Annotated in this window: 11 protein-coding genes; 8 read left to right on the forward strand and 3 right to left on the reverse strand. The window is 61.9% G+C overall.

Annotated features, from left to right (window positions below; translation table 11 throughout):
* Positions 1–9: 9 nt before the first annotated feature.
* On the reverse strand, positions 10–480 hold the full coding sequence (ybaK, locus tag ACTORR_RS08205) for a Cys-tRNA(Pro) deacylase (protein ID WP_054885869.1): 471 nt from the start codon (positions 478–480) through the stop codon (positions 10–12).
* A 302-nt stretch (positions 481–782) separates the two neighbouring features.
* Here ybaK and ACTORR_RS08210 point away from each other — a divergent pair, with 302 nt between their 5' ends.
* From ACTORR_RS08210 to glpD, 4 genes are all read left to right on the forward strand, one after another.
* Positions 783–1,634, forward strand: coding sequence for an MIP/aquaporin family protein (locus tag ACTORR_RS08210; RefSeq protein WP_054885870.1), 852 nt, complete (start codon positions 783–785; stop codon positions 1,632–1,634).
* Between the two features lie 42 nt (positions 1,635–1,676).
* The gene (gene glpK / locus ACTORR_RS08215; protein ID WP_054885871.1) at positions 1,677–3,176 is read left to right on the forward strand and encodes a glycerol kinase GlpK; all 1,500 of its coding nucleotides are present in this window, start codon (positions 1,677–1,679) and stop codon (positions 3,174–3,176) included.
* A gap of 101 nt (positions 3,177–3,277) precedes the next feature.
* Entirely contained in the window at positions 3,278–4,033 is a 756-nt protein-coding gene (gene glpR / locus ACTORR_RS08220) for a DNA-binding transcriptional repressor GlpR (RefSeq protein WP_286935524.1), read from the forward strand.
* Positions 4,034–4,283: 250 nt separating this feature from the next.
* Complete coding sequence (gene glpD / locus ACTORR_RS08225; RefSeq protein ID WP_286935525.1) at positions 4,284–5,822, forward strand: glycerol-3-phosphate dehydrogenase; 1,539 nt, start codon at positions 4,284–4,286, stop codon at positions 5,820–5,822.
* A gap of 18 nt (positions 5,823–5,840) precedes the next feature.
* Here the strand turns inward: glpD and ACTORR_RS08230 are convergent, their stop codons facing one another.
* Positions 5,841–9,101 carry an NEL-type E3 ubiquitin ligase domain-containing protein gene (locus ACTORR_RS08230; protein ID WP_441343611.1) on the reverse strand — a complete coding sequence of 1,087 codons (3,261 nt, stop codon included), beginning with the start codon at positions 9,099–9,101 and terminating at the stop codon, positions 5,841–5,843.
* A 171-nt stretch (positions 9,102–9,272) separates the two neighbouring features.
* Positions 9,273–10,124, reverse strand: coding sequence for a dermonecrotic toxin domain-containing protein (locus ACTORR_RS08235; protein ID WP_441343612.1), 852 nt, complete (start codon positions 10,122–10,124; stop codon positions 9,273–9,275).
* Positions 10,125–10,460: 336 nt separating this feature from the next.
* Here ACTORR_RS08235 and ACTORR_RS08240 point away from each other — a divergent pair, with 336 nt between their 5' ends.
* The 4 genes from ACTORR_RS08240 to ACTORR_RS08255 all read left to right on the forward strand — a co-directional run bounded on the left by ACTORR_RS08240 (position 10,461) and on the right by ACTORR_RS08255 (position 13,673).
* Entirely contained in the window at positions 10,461–11,378 is a 918-nt protein-coding gene (locus ACTORR_RS08240) for a glutamate/aspartate ABC transporter substrate-binding protein (RefSeq protein ID WP_054885875.1), read from the forward strand.
* 145 nt (positions 11,379–11,523) lie between these two features.
* Positions 11,524–12,270 carry an amino acid ABC transporter permease gene (locus ACTORR_RS08245; protein WP_023379010.1) on the forward strand — a complete coding sequence of 249 codons (747 nt, stop codon included), beginning with the start codon at positions 11,524–11,526 and terminating at the stop codon, positions 12,268–12,270.
* Positions 12,271–12,942: an amino acid ABC transporter permease gene (locus ACTORR_RS08250; protein WP_054885876.1), complete on the forward strand. Its 672-nt coding sequence runs from the start codon at positions 12,271–12,273 to the stop codon at positions 12,940–12,942.
* Positions 12,939–13,673, forward strand: a complete 735-nt coding sequence (locus ACTORR_RS08255) for an amino acid ABC transporter ATP-binding protein (protein WP_003258023.1) — start codon at positions 12,939–12,941, stop codon at positions 13,671–13,673. The genes ACTORR_RS08250 and ACTORR_RS08255 overlap by 4 nt, the downstream gene beginning before the upstream one ends.
* Positions 13,674–13,742: the final 69 nt, after the last annotated feature.

The raw sequence follows: 13,742 nt of genomic DNA on the forward strand, positions 1-13,742 counted from the left end.
CCGATGGTTTCAAACCTTACCGATGGCTGCAAATGCACCCTGGGTATGCTCGGCCAGCACCGCCGCCGCCAACTCGACCTCCAGCCCCCGCCGCCCGGCGCTGACATGGATGGTGGCAAAATCCTGCGCCGAATCATCGATGAAGGTGCGCAGCCGCTTCTTCTGCCCCAAGGGGCTGATCCCACCCACCAGGTAACCGGTTGCCCGCTGGGCCACAGCCGGGTCAGCCATTTCGCACTTTTTCACGCCAGCCGCATGGGCCAGCGCCTTGAGGTCCAGCGTCCCGACCACCGGCACCACCGCCACCAGCAACTCGCCCTTCTCGCTGCTCGCGAGCAAGGTCTTGAACACCTGCTGCGGTTCGAGGCCAAGCTTTTCCGCCGCCTCCAGCCCATAGGACGCCGACTTGGGGTCATGCTCATAGCTGTGCACGCGATGCTCGGCGCGGGCTTTTTTCAACAGGTCGAGTGCGGGGGTCATGCAATGCTCCGGTCCGGGACAGGTCGCGGCTACTTTAGGGCAAATCCTGCATCCCAGCCAGCCAACGGCTGACGCGGCCGTCTACCACGGGGTTCAGCCTCTGGAACAGGCGAGCAAAACGTGACTACCCGTTCACTTTCGACCTTTGACATCAGCGTTTCTTGTCTATATTTTTTCGTTTCTGAATAAATGGTGCACTTTTAAGGTGCGCTTCTTAACACCCGCCTGAGGTCAATGGGGATAGACATCAGGCTTTGCTGTCGAGCGCTTTGCGCCTCACAACAAAAACAACGAGGTCATACATGACGACTGCACTACGCGAACCCACTCTATCCAGCCAATGCCTGGCCGAGTTTCTCGGCACCGCCTTGCTGATCTTCTTCGGCACGGGTTGCGTCGCCGCCCTCAAGGTCGCTGGCGCCAGCTTCGGCCTGTGGGAAATCAGCATCATCTGGGGCGTCGGCGTAAGCATGGCGATCTACCTCACCGCGGGCATTTCCGGCGCGCACCTGAATCCGGCCGTGAGCATCGCGCTTACCTTGTTTGCCGGCTTCGACAAGCGCAAGCTGCCGTTCTACGCGCTTGCCCAGGTCTGCGGCGCATTCTGTGGCGCCGCGCTCGTTTACACGCTCTACAGCAACCTGTTCTTCGATTTCGAACAAGCCCACGCCCTGTTGCGTGGCAGCACCGAGAGCCTCGAACTGGCCTCGGTATTCTCGACCTATCCGCACCCATCACTGTCCACTGGCCAGGCATTTCTGGTCGAGGTGGTGATCACGGCGATCCTGATGGCCGTGATCATGGCCCTGACCGACGACAACAATGGCCTGCCGCGCGGCGCCATGGCGCCTCTGCTGATCGGCCTGCTGATCGCCGTGATTGGCAGCGCCATGGGTCCGCTGACCGGCTTTGCGATGAACCCGGCCCGCGATTTTGGGCCCAAATTGATGACCTTCCTGGCTGGCTGGGGCGAAATCGCCTTCACTGGCGGTCGGGAGATTCCCTATTTCCTGGTTCCGGTGTTCGCGCCGATTCTCGGCGCTTGCCTGGGTGCCGCTGCCTACCGCGGCCTTATCGCCCGCAACCTGCCGACGGCGCAAGGCGCAAGCGCCGAGACAACCGACAATCGCCAGGGCGATACTCAAGCCAACTGATACTGGCGCCCTGAACTCCTCTTTTATGCAAGGCCTACGACCATGACAGACACCCAGGATAAGAACTACATCATCGCCCTGGACCAGGGCACCACCAGCTCGCGAGCGATCATCTTCGACCGCGATGCCAACGTGGTCGGTACCTCGCAGCGCGAGTTCGCCCAGCATTACCCGCAAGCCGGCTGGGTCGAGCACGATCCGATGGAGATCTTCGCCACCCAGAGCGCGACCATGGTCGAGGCCCTGGCCCAGGCCGGCATCAGCCATGCCCAGGTGGCCGCGCTGGGGATTACCAATCAGCGTGAAACCACCGTGGTGTGGGACAAGGAAACCGGCCGCCCGGTGTACAACGCGATCGTATGGCAATGCCGCCGCAGTACCGAGATCTGTGCCCAGCTCAAGCGAGATGGCCATGAAGACTACATCCGCGAAACCACCGGCCTGGTCACTGACCCGTACTTCTCCGGCACCAAGCTGAAGTGGATCCTCGATAACGTCGAAGGTGTCCGCGAACGCGCCGAGCGCGGCGAACTGCTGTTCGGCACCATCGATACCTGGCTGATCTGGAAGTTCTCCGGCGGGAAGGTGCATGTCACCGACTACACCAACGCTTCGCGTACACTGATGTTCAACATCCACAGCCTGCAGTGGGACCAGAAGCTGCTGGAAATCCTCGGCATCCCGCAGCAGATGCTGCCCGAAGTACGCCCCTCTTCGGAAGTGTACGGCCACACCAAGAGCGGCATCGCCATCGCCGGCATCGCCGGCGACCAGCAGTCGGCGCTGTTCGGCCAGATGTGCGTGGAGCCAGGCCAGGCCAAGAACACCTACGGCACCGGCTGTTTCCTGTTGATGAACACCGGCAACCAGGCCGTGAAGTCTTCCCACGGCCTGCTCACCACCATCGCATGCGGCCCGCGTGGCGAGGTGGCCTATGCCCTTGAAGGCGCGGTCTTCAACGGTGGTTCCACCGTGCAGTGGCTGCGTGACGAGCTGAAAATCGTCAACGATGCGCTGGACACCGAATACTTCGCCAGCAAGGTCAAGGACAGCAACGGTGTGTACCTGGTGCCTGCGTTCACCGGTCTCGGCGCGCCCTATTGGGACCCGTATGCCCGCGGTGCACTGTTCGGCCTGACCCGTGGGGTGAAGGTCGACCACATCATTCGTGCCGCGCTGGAGTCGATCGCCTACCAGACTCGCGACGTGCTCGACGCCATGCAGCAGGACTGCGGCCAGCGCCTGTCGGAACTACGCGTGGACGGTGGCGCAGTGGCCAACAACTTCCTCATGCAGTTCCAGGCCGACATCCTCGGCACCTGCGTCGAGCGCCCGAAAATGCGCGAAACCACCGCCCTCGGCGCCGCCTACCTGGCAGGCCTGGCCTGTGGCTTCTGGAGCGGCCTGGAAGAACTGCGCGACAAGGCGATCATCGAGCGCGAGTTCAGCCCGCAGCTGGACGAGGCCGCCAAAGAGAAGCTGTACGCCGGCTGGAAGAAAGCCGTCGAGCGCACCCGTGACTGGGAAGATCACGAAGCGTAAATCAGGCCGGGGCCGCCACGCGGCCCCGATGGTCTACTGGCCGTCATCCCCTTCCTACGGCATCATTGCAGAATTTGTCCGGCAGCCCCAAAGGACCGCCCATGAATCTGCACCCACGCCAACAACAAATCCTCGAACTGGTGCGCGATCGCGGCTACGTCAGTATCGAAGAAATGGCGCAGCTGTTCGTTGTCACACCGCAAACCATCCGCCGCGACATCAACCAGCTCGCCGAACTCAACCTGCTGCGCCGCTACCATGGTGGTGCGGCCTATGATTCGAGCATCGAGAACACCGCCTATGCCATGCGCGCCGACCAGATGCGCGATGAAAAGCAACGCATCGCCGAAGCGGTGGCGCAGCAGATTCCCGACCATGCCTCATTGTTCATCAACATCGGCACCACCACCGAATCGATTGCCCGGGCATTGCTCAACCACAACCACCTCAAAGTCATCACCAACAACCTGCATGTGGCCGCGATTCTCGCCGCCAAGGATGACTTCGAGGTGCTGGTAGCCGGCGGCACTGTCCGTCGTGACGGCGGTGTGGTGGGCCAGGCCAGCGTCGACTTCATCAACCAGTTCAAGGTTGATTTCGCCCTGGTCGGCATCAGCGGCATCGATGAAGACGGTAGCCTGCTCGATTTCGATTATCAGGAAGTACGGGTTTCCCAGGCGATCATCGCCAATGCCCGCCAGGTCGTGCTTGCCGCCGACTCCAGCAAGTTCGGGCGCAACGCCATGGTGCGCCTGGGGTCGATCAGCCTGGTCGACTGCCTGGTGACCGACCAGGGACCTGCGCCTGCCCTCACTCAATTGCTGAACCAGTACAAGATTCGGCTTGAGGTGGTGTGAGGGCCTCGGTCGCATGACATGGGTCTTTTGCCGCCAGTGAGATCGAGCGCCGTGCGGGCGGCGCTCGGTCTTACAGGCGCAAGATACCTCAAACCGATCCCTCATAATTTTCGGAAATGTTCACTTTCTTGTCATCTGATCAGTTTTTTCTATAAACACTGACTGGCGACCGGCTTTCTGTTGCGCTAGTATTTTCGTAAACGAACATCAATGTTCATTTTCGATGTGAACAGCCCAGGAGGCCTTGCCCGTGTCCCAGCCAGTTTCGTCCCAGCTCCCAGTCGCCGACTGCTACGACCTCGCCGTCATCGGCGGTGGTATCAATGGCGTGGGCATCGCTGCAGACGCCGCCGGGCGCGGCCTCAAGGTATTCCTTTGTGAAAAGGACGACCTGGCGCAACATACCTCTTCTGCCAGTAGCAAGCTGATCCACGGCGGCCTGCGTTATCTGGAGCATTACGAATTCCGGCTGGTGCGCGAGGCGCTTGCCGAACGTGAAGTGCTACTGGCCAAAGCCCCGCACATCGTCAAGCCGATGCGCTTCGTGCTGCCGCACCGCCCGCACCTGCGCCCGACCTGGATGATCCGCGCCGGCCTGTTCCTCTACGACCACCTGGGTAAGCGCAAGCGCCTGGGTGCCTCGCGCAGCCTGCGCTTCGGCCCGGGCTACCCGCTCAAGCCGACAATCACCCGCGGATTCGAATATGCCGACTGCGCCGTGGACGATGCCCGTCTGGTGGTGCTCAATGCCATGAGCGCCCGCGAAAACGGCGCACACATCCACACCCACACCCGTTGCCTGCGTGCTGAGCGTGTGGATGGCCTGTGGCAGGTTGAACTGCAGCATGCCGATGGCAGCCTGCAGAGCATTCGCGCACGCGCCCTGGTCAACGCCGCCGGCCCTTGGGTCGCCAGCTTCATCAAGGATGACCTCAAGCTCGATGCCCCTTACGGCATCCGCCTGATCCAGGGCAGCCACATCATCGTGCCGCGCCTCTACGAAGGCGAACACGCCTACATCCTGCAGAACGAGGACCAGCGCATCGTCTTCTGCATTCCATACCTGGACCGCTTCACCCTGATCGGCACCACCGACCGCGAATACAGCGGCGACCCGGCCAAGGTAGCGATCACCGAGCAGGAAACTGACTACCTGCTGAAGGTCGTCAACGAACACTTCAACCAGCCATTGAACCGTGCCGACATCCTGCACACCTATTCGGGCGTGCGCCCGCTGTGCAACGACGAGTCTGACAACCCCTCGGCGGTGACCCGCGACTACACCCTGGCGTTGTCGGCCAGCACTGGCCAGGCACCGCTGCTGTCGGTGTTCGGTGGCAAACTGACCACCTACCGCAAGCTGGCGGAATCGGCCATGGTCGAGCTCAAGCCGTTCTTCGAACAGATGGGTGGCAGCTGGACGGCCACAGCGCCGCTGCCGGGCGGCGAGCAGATGAGCACTGCGCAAGCGTTGGTGGACCAATTGCTGGCCAAGCACGGCTGGCTGCCAGTGGATATCGCCAAACGCTGGGCGGTCACCTACGGCAGCCGTGTGTGGCAATTGCTCGACGGCGTCAACGGCCCGGACGACCTCGGCCAGGCCATCGGGGGCGGCTTGTTCGGCCGCGAAGTCGACTACCTGTGCGAAATCGAATGGGCTACCGACGCCGACGACATTCTCTGGCGCCGGACCAAGCTTGGCCTGTTCACCAGCACCGCCGAGCAGCAGGCACTGCGCGAATACCTGCAACAACGCGGCAAGCTGCGCAACCAGGGCCGCGCCGCCTGATGGAGCGCTGCCGGAGGCTCAGTCCTCCGGCAGGCTGTAGGCGGCACGGGCGAGCGTGCGCAACAGGCGCCGTTCAGCCTCCAGCAGCTCATCCCTGAGCGTATTGCTCCCCATCAGATAAGCCATCTCACCGGTTTCCTCGGCATGTGCCTCCAGGTGCGCCAGGCGTTCATGAAACGGCGCGAGCATTTGTTCGAAGCGGTCGGCATGGTGTCGCCTGACATGATCCTCCCAAAAGTCCTGGGTGGCCAACGCGTCGCTGAGTGTCCTTGGGTTTTCCGCTTGCAACACTTCGCTGCGCGCTGCGTTGAGGTCGGAAGCGCTTACCCCGCTATGGCTGCGGTAGTGCATCGAGCGCGGTTGCGGTGGCAATTGCAGTGGGCCGGCCAGATTCACCCGGTAGGCCAGGTAGACCTCCAGCTCATCGACGAATAGCCCGGCTTGCGACGCCATTCGCTGTACATGGCGGGCAGCAATACGATCGAGCCGGTCCAGCCGGTACAGCGAACGCCCCAGGCTGACCAGCGCGGTTTCGGCGCCCCGCGCCGGCAGGCCTCGGGTCATCTTCACCACTGCAGCGCGCGTCTCCAACTGACTGAGCGTCCACAACAACCGATCCTCGCAAGTGCGTGGGCCGCCAGCCAGGGCGAACAGGCCTGAGCGAACATCGGTGTCGTATGCGCAGGCCTCGATGATTTCCCATACGCGGGCCCTATAGTAGCCCGGGTAACGTGCCAGATCGGAAGACTGAGCGAAGTCAGCCAGAAAGCGGAAGAAGTCTCGTGCGCCAGGCTCTTCCTGCAGGCCGACCCAAAGTGCTTCCCGGTGAGCGCGCAACGCCCCTGTACTGCCCGCCAACCATTGCTGGCGCATCGCCTGATCTACCAGCGCATGGCGGTAGGAAAGCCCTCGCCCCTCCTCCGAGGACCCAGAACTTTCGCTGATTTCCTCCTCGCTAAAATCCTCCAGCGGATTGTCGTGCAGTGCCATACGGCGAATACGCTCGCGCACGGCGTTCAGCTCCACGTTCAATCGACGCAGCTGATTGTTGCGAAAATCGGTGAGTGCGCGCCAGGGTGTCTGCACCCGCGTTGGCAGGTCTTCCAAGCCGGTGCTGCGCAACGACAGCTCGCGCAATCGCGGCAAGCCACTGACAGCGGGCGCCTGACCCAGCGGGTTGTGGTCAAGATGCAATCGCTCCAGGCGGACCAAGGCCGACAGCTGGGCATCCGCTTGCGCATCGAGCACGATCCGGTTATGGCTCAGACGCAACTCGCGCAGCCTCACCATCTGCTCCACCCCCATGGGAACCGTCGTCAAGCGATTGCCGCGCAAGTCCAGTTCAACCACGTTGGCAAAACGGCTGATAAACGCGTGCGGCACCGCTTCGAGCCCCAGCCGACGCAATGTCAGCTGGGTGACGTGAGGAAAGTCCAGGCCAGCCGGCAACTCAGGCAACTCCCCCACCTGCAGGCCATCGATCTGGAGGACGTAACCATCTTCTGTGCCGATATTGCTCTTGCGTCGCCAGCAGCGACGTAGCCGGGTAGCCAGACGCCTGCGACGCAGGCGCTCCAGGGGCCCGCTGGCCTGCTCCTGCCAACGCAGCAATGAGCCTCGCAAGTCAGCCAGTTGTGCGCGCAGACGTGCAAAGTGCTGCCAAGGCTCGATGCCACGCAAGCGCAGGTCGGCAAGTAAAGCGTCCACCTGACCATCGCTCATCGTCGGATAGATCTGGCGAAGGCCACGCCGCAACGCCTGACCGGAGCTTTCTCCCCGCCCGCTGAGCAGATAGCCCACGCGTCCGTCCCCCAGCCGCACAGGGGGACGCACACGCCCGGGTGGTGGAGCCAGGCCGATCATTTCAGCGGCGACGTCGCGCGCCGCTGCCGCCTGCGTTGCCAGATCCTTTTGCCATCGTTTGACCGCGCCATCGCCAGGCAACCCCTCAGCCAGGACCAGCAGGCTCTCCAGCAACGCGCCTGAACCGTGATCTGGGCCCCCCACTATCAGATATCGGTCCGCCTGCTTGACCAGGACGGCAACCCGGGAAGCGTCGGGCGCACCGCTGTCCGCCAACTTCACCCCGTTGGGATGCCCCTCGCGAACCTCGACCCGCAGGTCAGCAGGCCACTTGCCGTGCCTTTGGGCAAGCGCCAGCGCCAGCCGCTCGCTATCCCCATTGATGGCCTGCGGCTGCAGCAAGCCCGCGCAGGCCCGGTCCAGCCGGCTGTCACGTACCGCCCAGCGCGCTTGCTCGGCGAGCGCCAGCGGCACCCGTTTGTGCTCCAGCAGGCGCACTACCAGAACATCGTCTGCCAGTTCCAGAATTTCCCCTGCGCAACGCGGCGTAAGCCCCGGAAAATCACGTATGAGCAAGCGCGCACCTTCCTCCGGATTCGCTTGGCGCTGTGCCACTATGTCCTCGAAGGCTGCGCCGTTCACCCGCGGGAACTGCTCATGCAAGCGCAGACGCTCCAGTGCATCGAGCAGACGTGCCGGAGGCTTTGCACCTTCAAGATGCAAACGCCGCAGTTGCGCCTGGTCATGACCCGTAATCAACAGCAAGGTCTCGGCGAGCTCGTCCGGCACTGTAGCCAAGGCACTGCTCAACCGGCGCAGCAAGTGCCCACTGCCCTCCCAGTGCTGGGGACTTTCCAGGTCATGCCACCAACCTCCGACACCGTTGTGCTGCAACGCTATCGGCTGCGCTTCGCTACGCGACGGATGACGCAAGGCCAAGCCTTCGCCTCGTTCTTCGACAACATACGTGGCGTCATGCAGACGCATCCGCCGCACAGCATCCTGGGTCTCGTGCTGGCCGATGCCAAGGTCGCTGTCCGCCAAGGCATAGCCTGGCAGGTCGGTTCGGCATAAACGCACATCACCGTCCGCCGTGCAAACGGGGGCCATGGCATCGACCGCCGCTACACGCGGCAACGTACGCCCCACCAGTTCGGCGCCCGCAGCGACAACAACACCGCTGGCCACGATCTGGGCAATGGCAAATACATGTTCCAGCGCGTCCTGGCGATCACCGATCTGCCAATCCTTGTAACCTTCATAGATATTTTCCACGACCTGCTCAGCCGTCAGGGCAAGCATCGCCCACCCCAACACCGGTACGAACAGGCCTGCAAGCCCGAGCAAGTCGAGACCGAACTCCTTGTAGTTGATCATGCGCCGACGTCGGTCCTGCTCATCTACCGCTTCGGTGGAAACCGCCAGCACTGCCGCATCGTCAAAACACTTCTCCACCTGCTGCTTGCGCAAATGCACAAAGAGGGTCGCGTCCAACGCCAGGTTGCGACCATCGAGTTCCGAGGGTTCGGGCCCTGCAGCGTGACGCTTGCGCAGGGCATAGCTGAAGTCGACGCGGTCGCGCTCGCCGATAAAACGGCTGAAATACCGTGCAAAGTCCTGGCTTCGCAGCTTCTGGCACAGTGAGCACTAGAGCGACGACCAACTGTCATAGCGCTGCAAGGGCGCTTGCGCATCGTTGGGTAGCCAGGCAATGACACTGTCGATGCTGTCATCCTCTGCAAGCCTTACTTCGACGGTCACAACCCCCCGGATGCGCTTGCCCAGCAGATACAGCTGCCGTGGGATGACGCTGGCCGGATCCGCCGGCACGATCGGTTTGGCAGCGCACAGTGGCAACATCCGCAAGTAACTGCGCTCGTCAAGGTGCCCCTTCAATAGCGACAGGCGCACGGCCACCTCCAGTCGCGCTCGCAGCGACTCTTCAAGCAGGCTGGCGACTGGCTCCGATGCTGTGGTCGCGGGTTGCAGCGTCTGACGCAGCAATGCCTGGTAGCGCTGGCCGATATCCAGCTGTCGGCACAGGTGAGCGAACCGCTCGAAGCTCATCTTTAGCGGCTGCTTGTCGGCACCTAAGAGCTTTGCCTCTCGATAAATGCTGGGCACCGCCTCATCAGCGTGAAAGTTGTGCAGCGCAGCGGTCAGCAGGTCATGCGCCACCACGCGCTTCACGTGAGGCGACGACAATTTTGGTGACCCGGTAGGGAGCACGATCAGCGTGGCGATCCTGACCTTCGCCGCCTTCACATCAACCCCGGCCAGGCTGGTTCTGGACAACGTCTGCTCCAGCAACTGCCTGGCGAACGTATCCAGGGACGGAATGGTGTTCCACAGCTGGCTGACCTGATGGTCGATGGCCTGTTCCTGCAACATGGCACGGCGTAGCGCAGACAAATGATCTTCCGAAGCCTGGCGCATCCAGCCTGGCAGGTTGCGGGCGATCAGAGCGTCAACGGAGTCGTAGCGGATCAACGGGGGCATTGGCGAGTCTCGTCACAAAAGAAACCCAGCTAAACACCGAGACGCCGCAACATGACGGTAACTAAATAGTGATGTTCAAGACTGCCTGTCTCACCCAATCGGATTACCGAACGAGTTAGTTGAATGCATACGGATTTCCGAACGAAACATGAAGTATCTGCTCACGCGAAAAGGTTGATCGGCCCGTTTTATCAGGCGGTATGATCGATATCGAGAGCTTGGCACGACTCATGCTCTACACTTGGAGCCGAATGCACTCGCTTCCTGCTGTATTCGTTGAACGAAAGAGTCCGCCAACGGCTCCATAAAAAAAACAAACACGTCGAGGAAAATTTGATGCGTATCGTTCGTCACCTTTTGGGCGCAACCATCGCCGCCGCGATCATCGCTTCGCCAGCCATGGCTGAAGAACTGACCGGTACCCTGAAGAAAATCAAGGACTCGGGCACCATCACCCTGGGGCACCGCGACTCTTCCATTCCATTTTCCTACCTGGCTGGCGGTCAAACGCCCGTGGGCTACTCCCATGACATCCAGCTGGCCGTGGTCGATGCCCTGAAGAAGCAACTGGGTACCGATATCAAGGTCAAGTACAACCTCGTGACTTCCCAGACCCGCATCCCGCTGGTGCAGAACGGCACCGTCGACCTTGAGTGCGGCTCTACCACCAACAACGTCGAGCGCCAGCAACAGGTCGGCTTCTCGGTCGGCATCTTCGAAGTCGGCACCCGCCTGCTGACCAAGGTCAAGGACGGTCAGCCTTCCTACAAGGACTTCCCGGACCTGGCCGGCAAGAACGTGGTGACTACCGCCGGTACCACCTCCGAGCGCCTGCTCAAGGCCATGAACGCCGACAAGCAGATGAAGATGAACGTGATTTCCGCGAAGGACCACGGTGAAGCCTTCAACATGCTCGAAAGCGGCCGCGCCGTGGCCTTCATGATGGACGACGCGCTGCTCGCCGGTGAAATGGCCAAGGCGCGCAATCCAAAGGACTGGGTCATTACCGGTACTCCACAGTCGTATGAAATCTACGGCTGCATGGTGCGCAAGGATGACCCGGCCTTCAAGAAAGCGGTCGATGACGCCATCGTCGCGTACTTCAAATCGGGCGAAGTCAACAAGAGCTACGACAAGTGGTTCACCCAGCCGATCCCGCCAAAGGGCCTCAACCTGAACTTCCAGATGAGCGACGAGCTGAAGAAACTGATCGCCGAGCCGACCGACAAGGCCGCCGACGAGAAGAAGTCCTGATCCTCAGCTGTTAGTGGCCTGCTGCTCGCTAGCGCGAATCAATCCTGCAGGCCACCCATTAGTGTCTAACCTTTCATCCGAGGGCGCCCAGCGCCCCCGGATGCTCGAAGGTGCCCGTGAAACAACCGTCTGAGGGGAAATCCCGATGAATTACAACTGGGACTGGGGCGTGTTCTTCAAGTCCACCGGCGTGGGCAGCGAGACCTATCTGGACTGGTACATCACCGGTCTGGGCTGGACCATCGCCATCGCCATTTCCGCCTGGATCATCGCACTGCTGCTGGGGTCGGTCCTCGGTGTCATGCGTACCGTGCCGAACCGTCTGGTATCGGGCATCGCCACCGCCTACGTGGAACTGTTCCGCAACGTGCCGCTGCTAGTGCAGCTGTTCATCTGGTACTTCCTGGTGCCGGACCTGCTGCCCGAAGGCCTGCAGGAATGGTTCAAGCAAGACCTCAACCCGACCACCTCGGCACTGATCAGCGTGGTCATCTGCCTGGGCCTGTTCACTGCCGCCCGCGTCTGCGAACAGGTACGCACCGGCATCCAGGCGCTGCCGCGCGGCCAGGAAGCCGCCGCCCGCGCCATGGGCTTCAGCCTGCCGCAGATCTACAACAACGTGCTGCTGCCGCAGGCCTACCGGATCATCATTCCGCCGCTCACCTCGGAATTCCTGAACGTGTTCAAGAACTCCTCGGTGGCCTCGTTGATCGGCCTGATGGAGCTGCTGGCGCAGACCAAGCAGACCGCCGAATTCTCGGCCAACCTGTTCGAGGCCTTCACCCTGGCCACGTTGATCTACTTCACCCTGAACATGGGCCTGATGCTGCTGATGCGCATGGTCGAGAAGAAAGTCGCCGTGCCTGGCCTGATCTCCGTGGGGGGCAAGTAAATGGACATGGATTTCAGCGAAATCATCCCCGCCCTGCCGGCCCTCTGGGACGGCATGCTCATGACCCTGCAACTGATGGTCATGGGCGTGGTCGGCGGTATCGTGCTGGGTACCATTCTGGCACTGATGCGCCTGTCGTCGAGCAAGCTGCTGTCGCGTGTGGCCGGTGCCTACGTCAACTACTTCCGCTCGATCCCGCTGCTGCTGGTGATCACCTGGTTCTACCTGGCGGTGCCGTTCGTGCTGCGCTGGATCACCGGCGAAGACACCCCGGTGGGAGCCTTCACTTCGTGCGTTGTGGCGTTCATGATGTTCGAGGCCGCCTACTTCTGCGAAATCGTCCGCGCCGGTGTGCAGTCGATCTCCAAGGGCCAGATGGGCGCTGCCCAGGCCTTGGGCATGACCTACGGCCAGACCATGCGCCTGATCATCCTGCCCCAGGCCTTCCGCAAGATGACCCCGCTGCTGCTGCAGCAGAGCATCATCCTGTTCCAGGACACCTCGCTGGTGTACACCGTGGGCCTGGTGGACTTCCTCAACTCGGCACGCTCCAACGGCGACATCATCGGGCGCTCCCATGAGTTCCTGATCTTCGCCGGAGTCGTGTACTTCGTCATCAGCTTCTCCGCTTCGTGGCTGGTCAAGCGCCTGCAAAAAAGGATCACCGTATGATTTCCATCAAGAACGTCAACAAGTGGTACGGCGACTTCCAGGTGCTGACCGACTGCAGCACCGAGGTCAAGAAAGGTGAAGTGGTTGTGGTCTGCGGCCCTTCGGGCTCGGGCAAATCGACCCTGATCAAGTGCGTCAACGCCCTGGAGCCGTTCCAGAAGGGCGACATCGTGGTCGATGGCACTTCGATCGCCGACCCCAAGACCAACCTGCCCAAGCTGCGTTCGCGGGTGGGCATGGTATTCCAGCACTTCGAGCTGTTCCCGCACCTGAGCATCACCGAGAACCTGACCATCGCCCAGCGCAAGGTGCTCGGCCGCAGCGAGGCGGAAGCGACCAAGAAGGGCCTGGCCCTGCTCGACCGCGTCGGCCTCGGCGCCCACGCCAAGAAGCACCCCGGCCAGCTGTCTGGCGGCCAGCAGCAACGCGTGGCCATTGCCCGCGCGCTGTCGATGGACCCGATCGTCATGCTGTTCGACGAACCGACCTCGGCGCTGGACCCGGAGATGGTCAACGAAGTACTGGACGTGATGGTCGAGCTGGCCCACGAAGGCATGACCATGATGTGCGTGACCCACGAAATGGGCTTCGCCCGCAAAGTGGCCAACCGGGTGATCTTCATGGACAAGGGCAACATCATCGAGGACTGCCAGAAGGAAGACTTCTTCGGCAACCCGAGCGCCCGCCACGAACGCACCCAGCACTTCCTCAGCAAGATCCTGCAACACTGATTCGGCAACAACGGCACCGCTGCCAGGGTTCGCCCGGCAGCGGGTGCTGGCCGTGACAAGGCCACTGTG

The sequence above is a fragment of the Pseudomonas sp. SAR267 genome, from assembly GCF_052077595.1.
Taxonomy (GTDB): domain Bacteria; phylum Pseudomonadota; class Gammaproteobacteria; order Pseudomonadales; family Pseudomonadaceae; genus Aquipseudomonas; species Aquipseudomonas vlassakiae.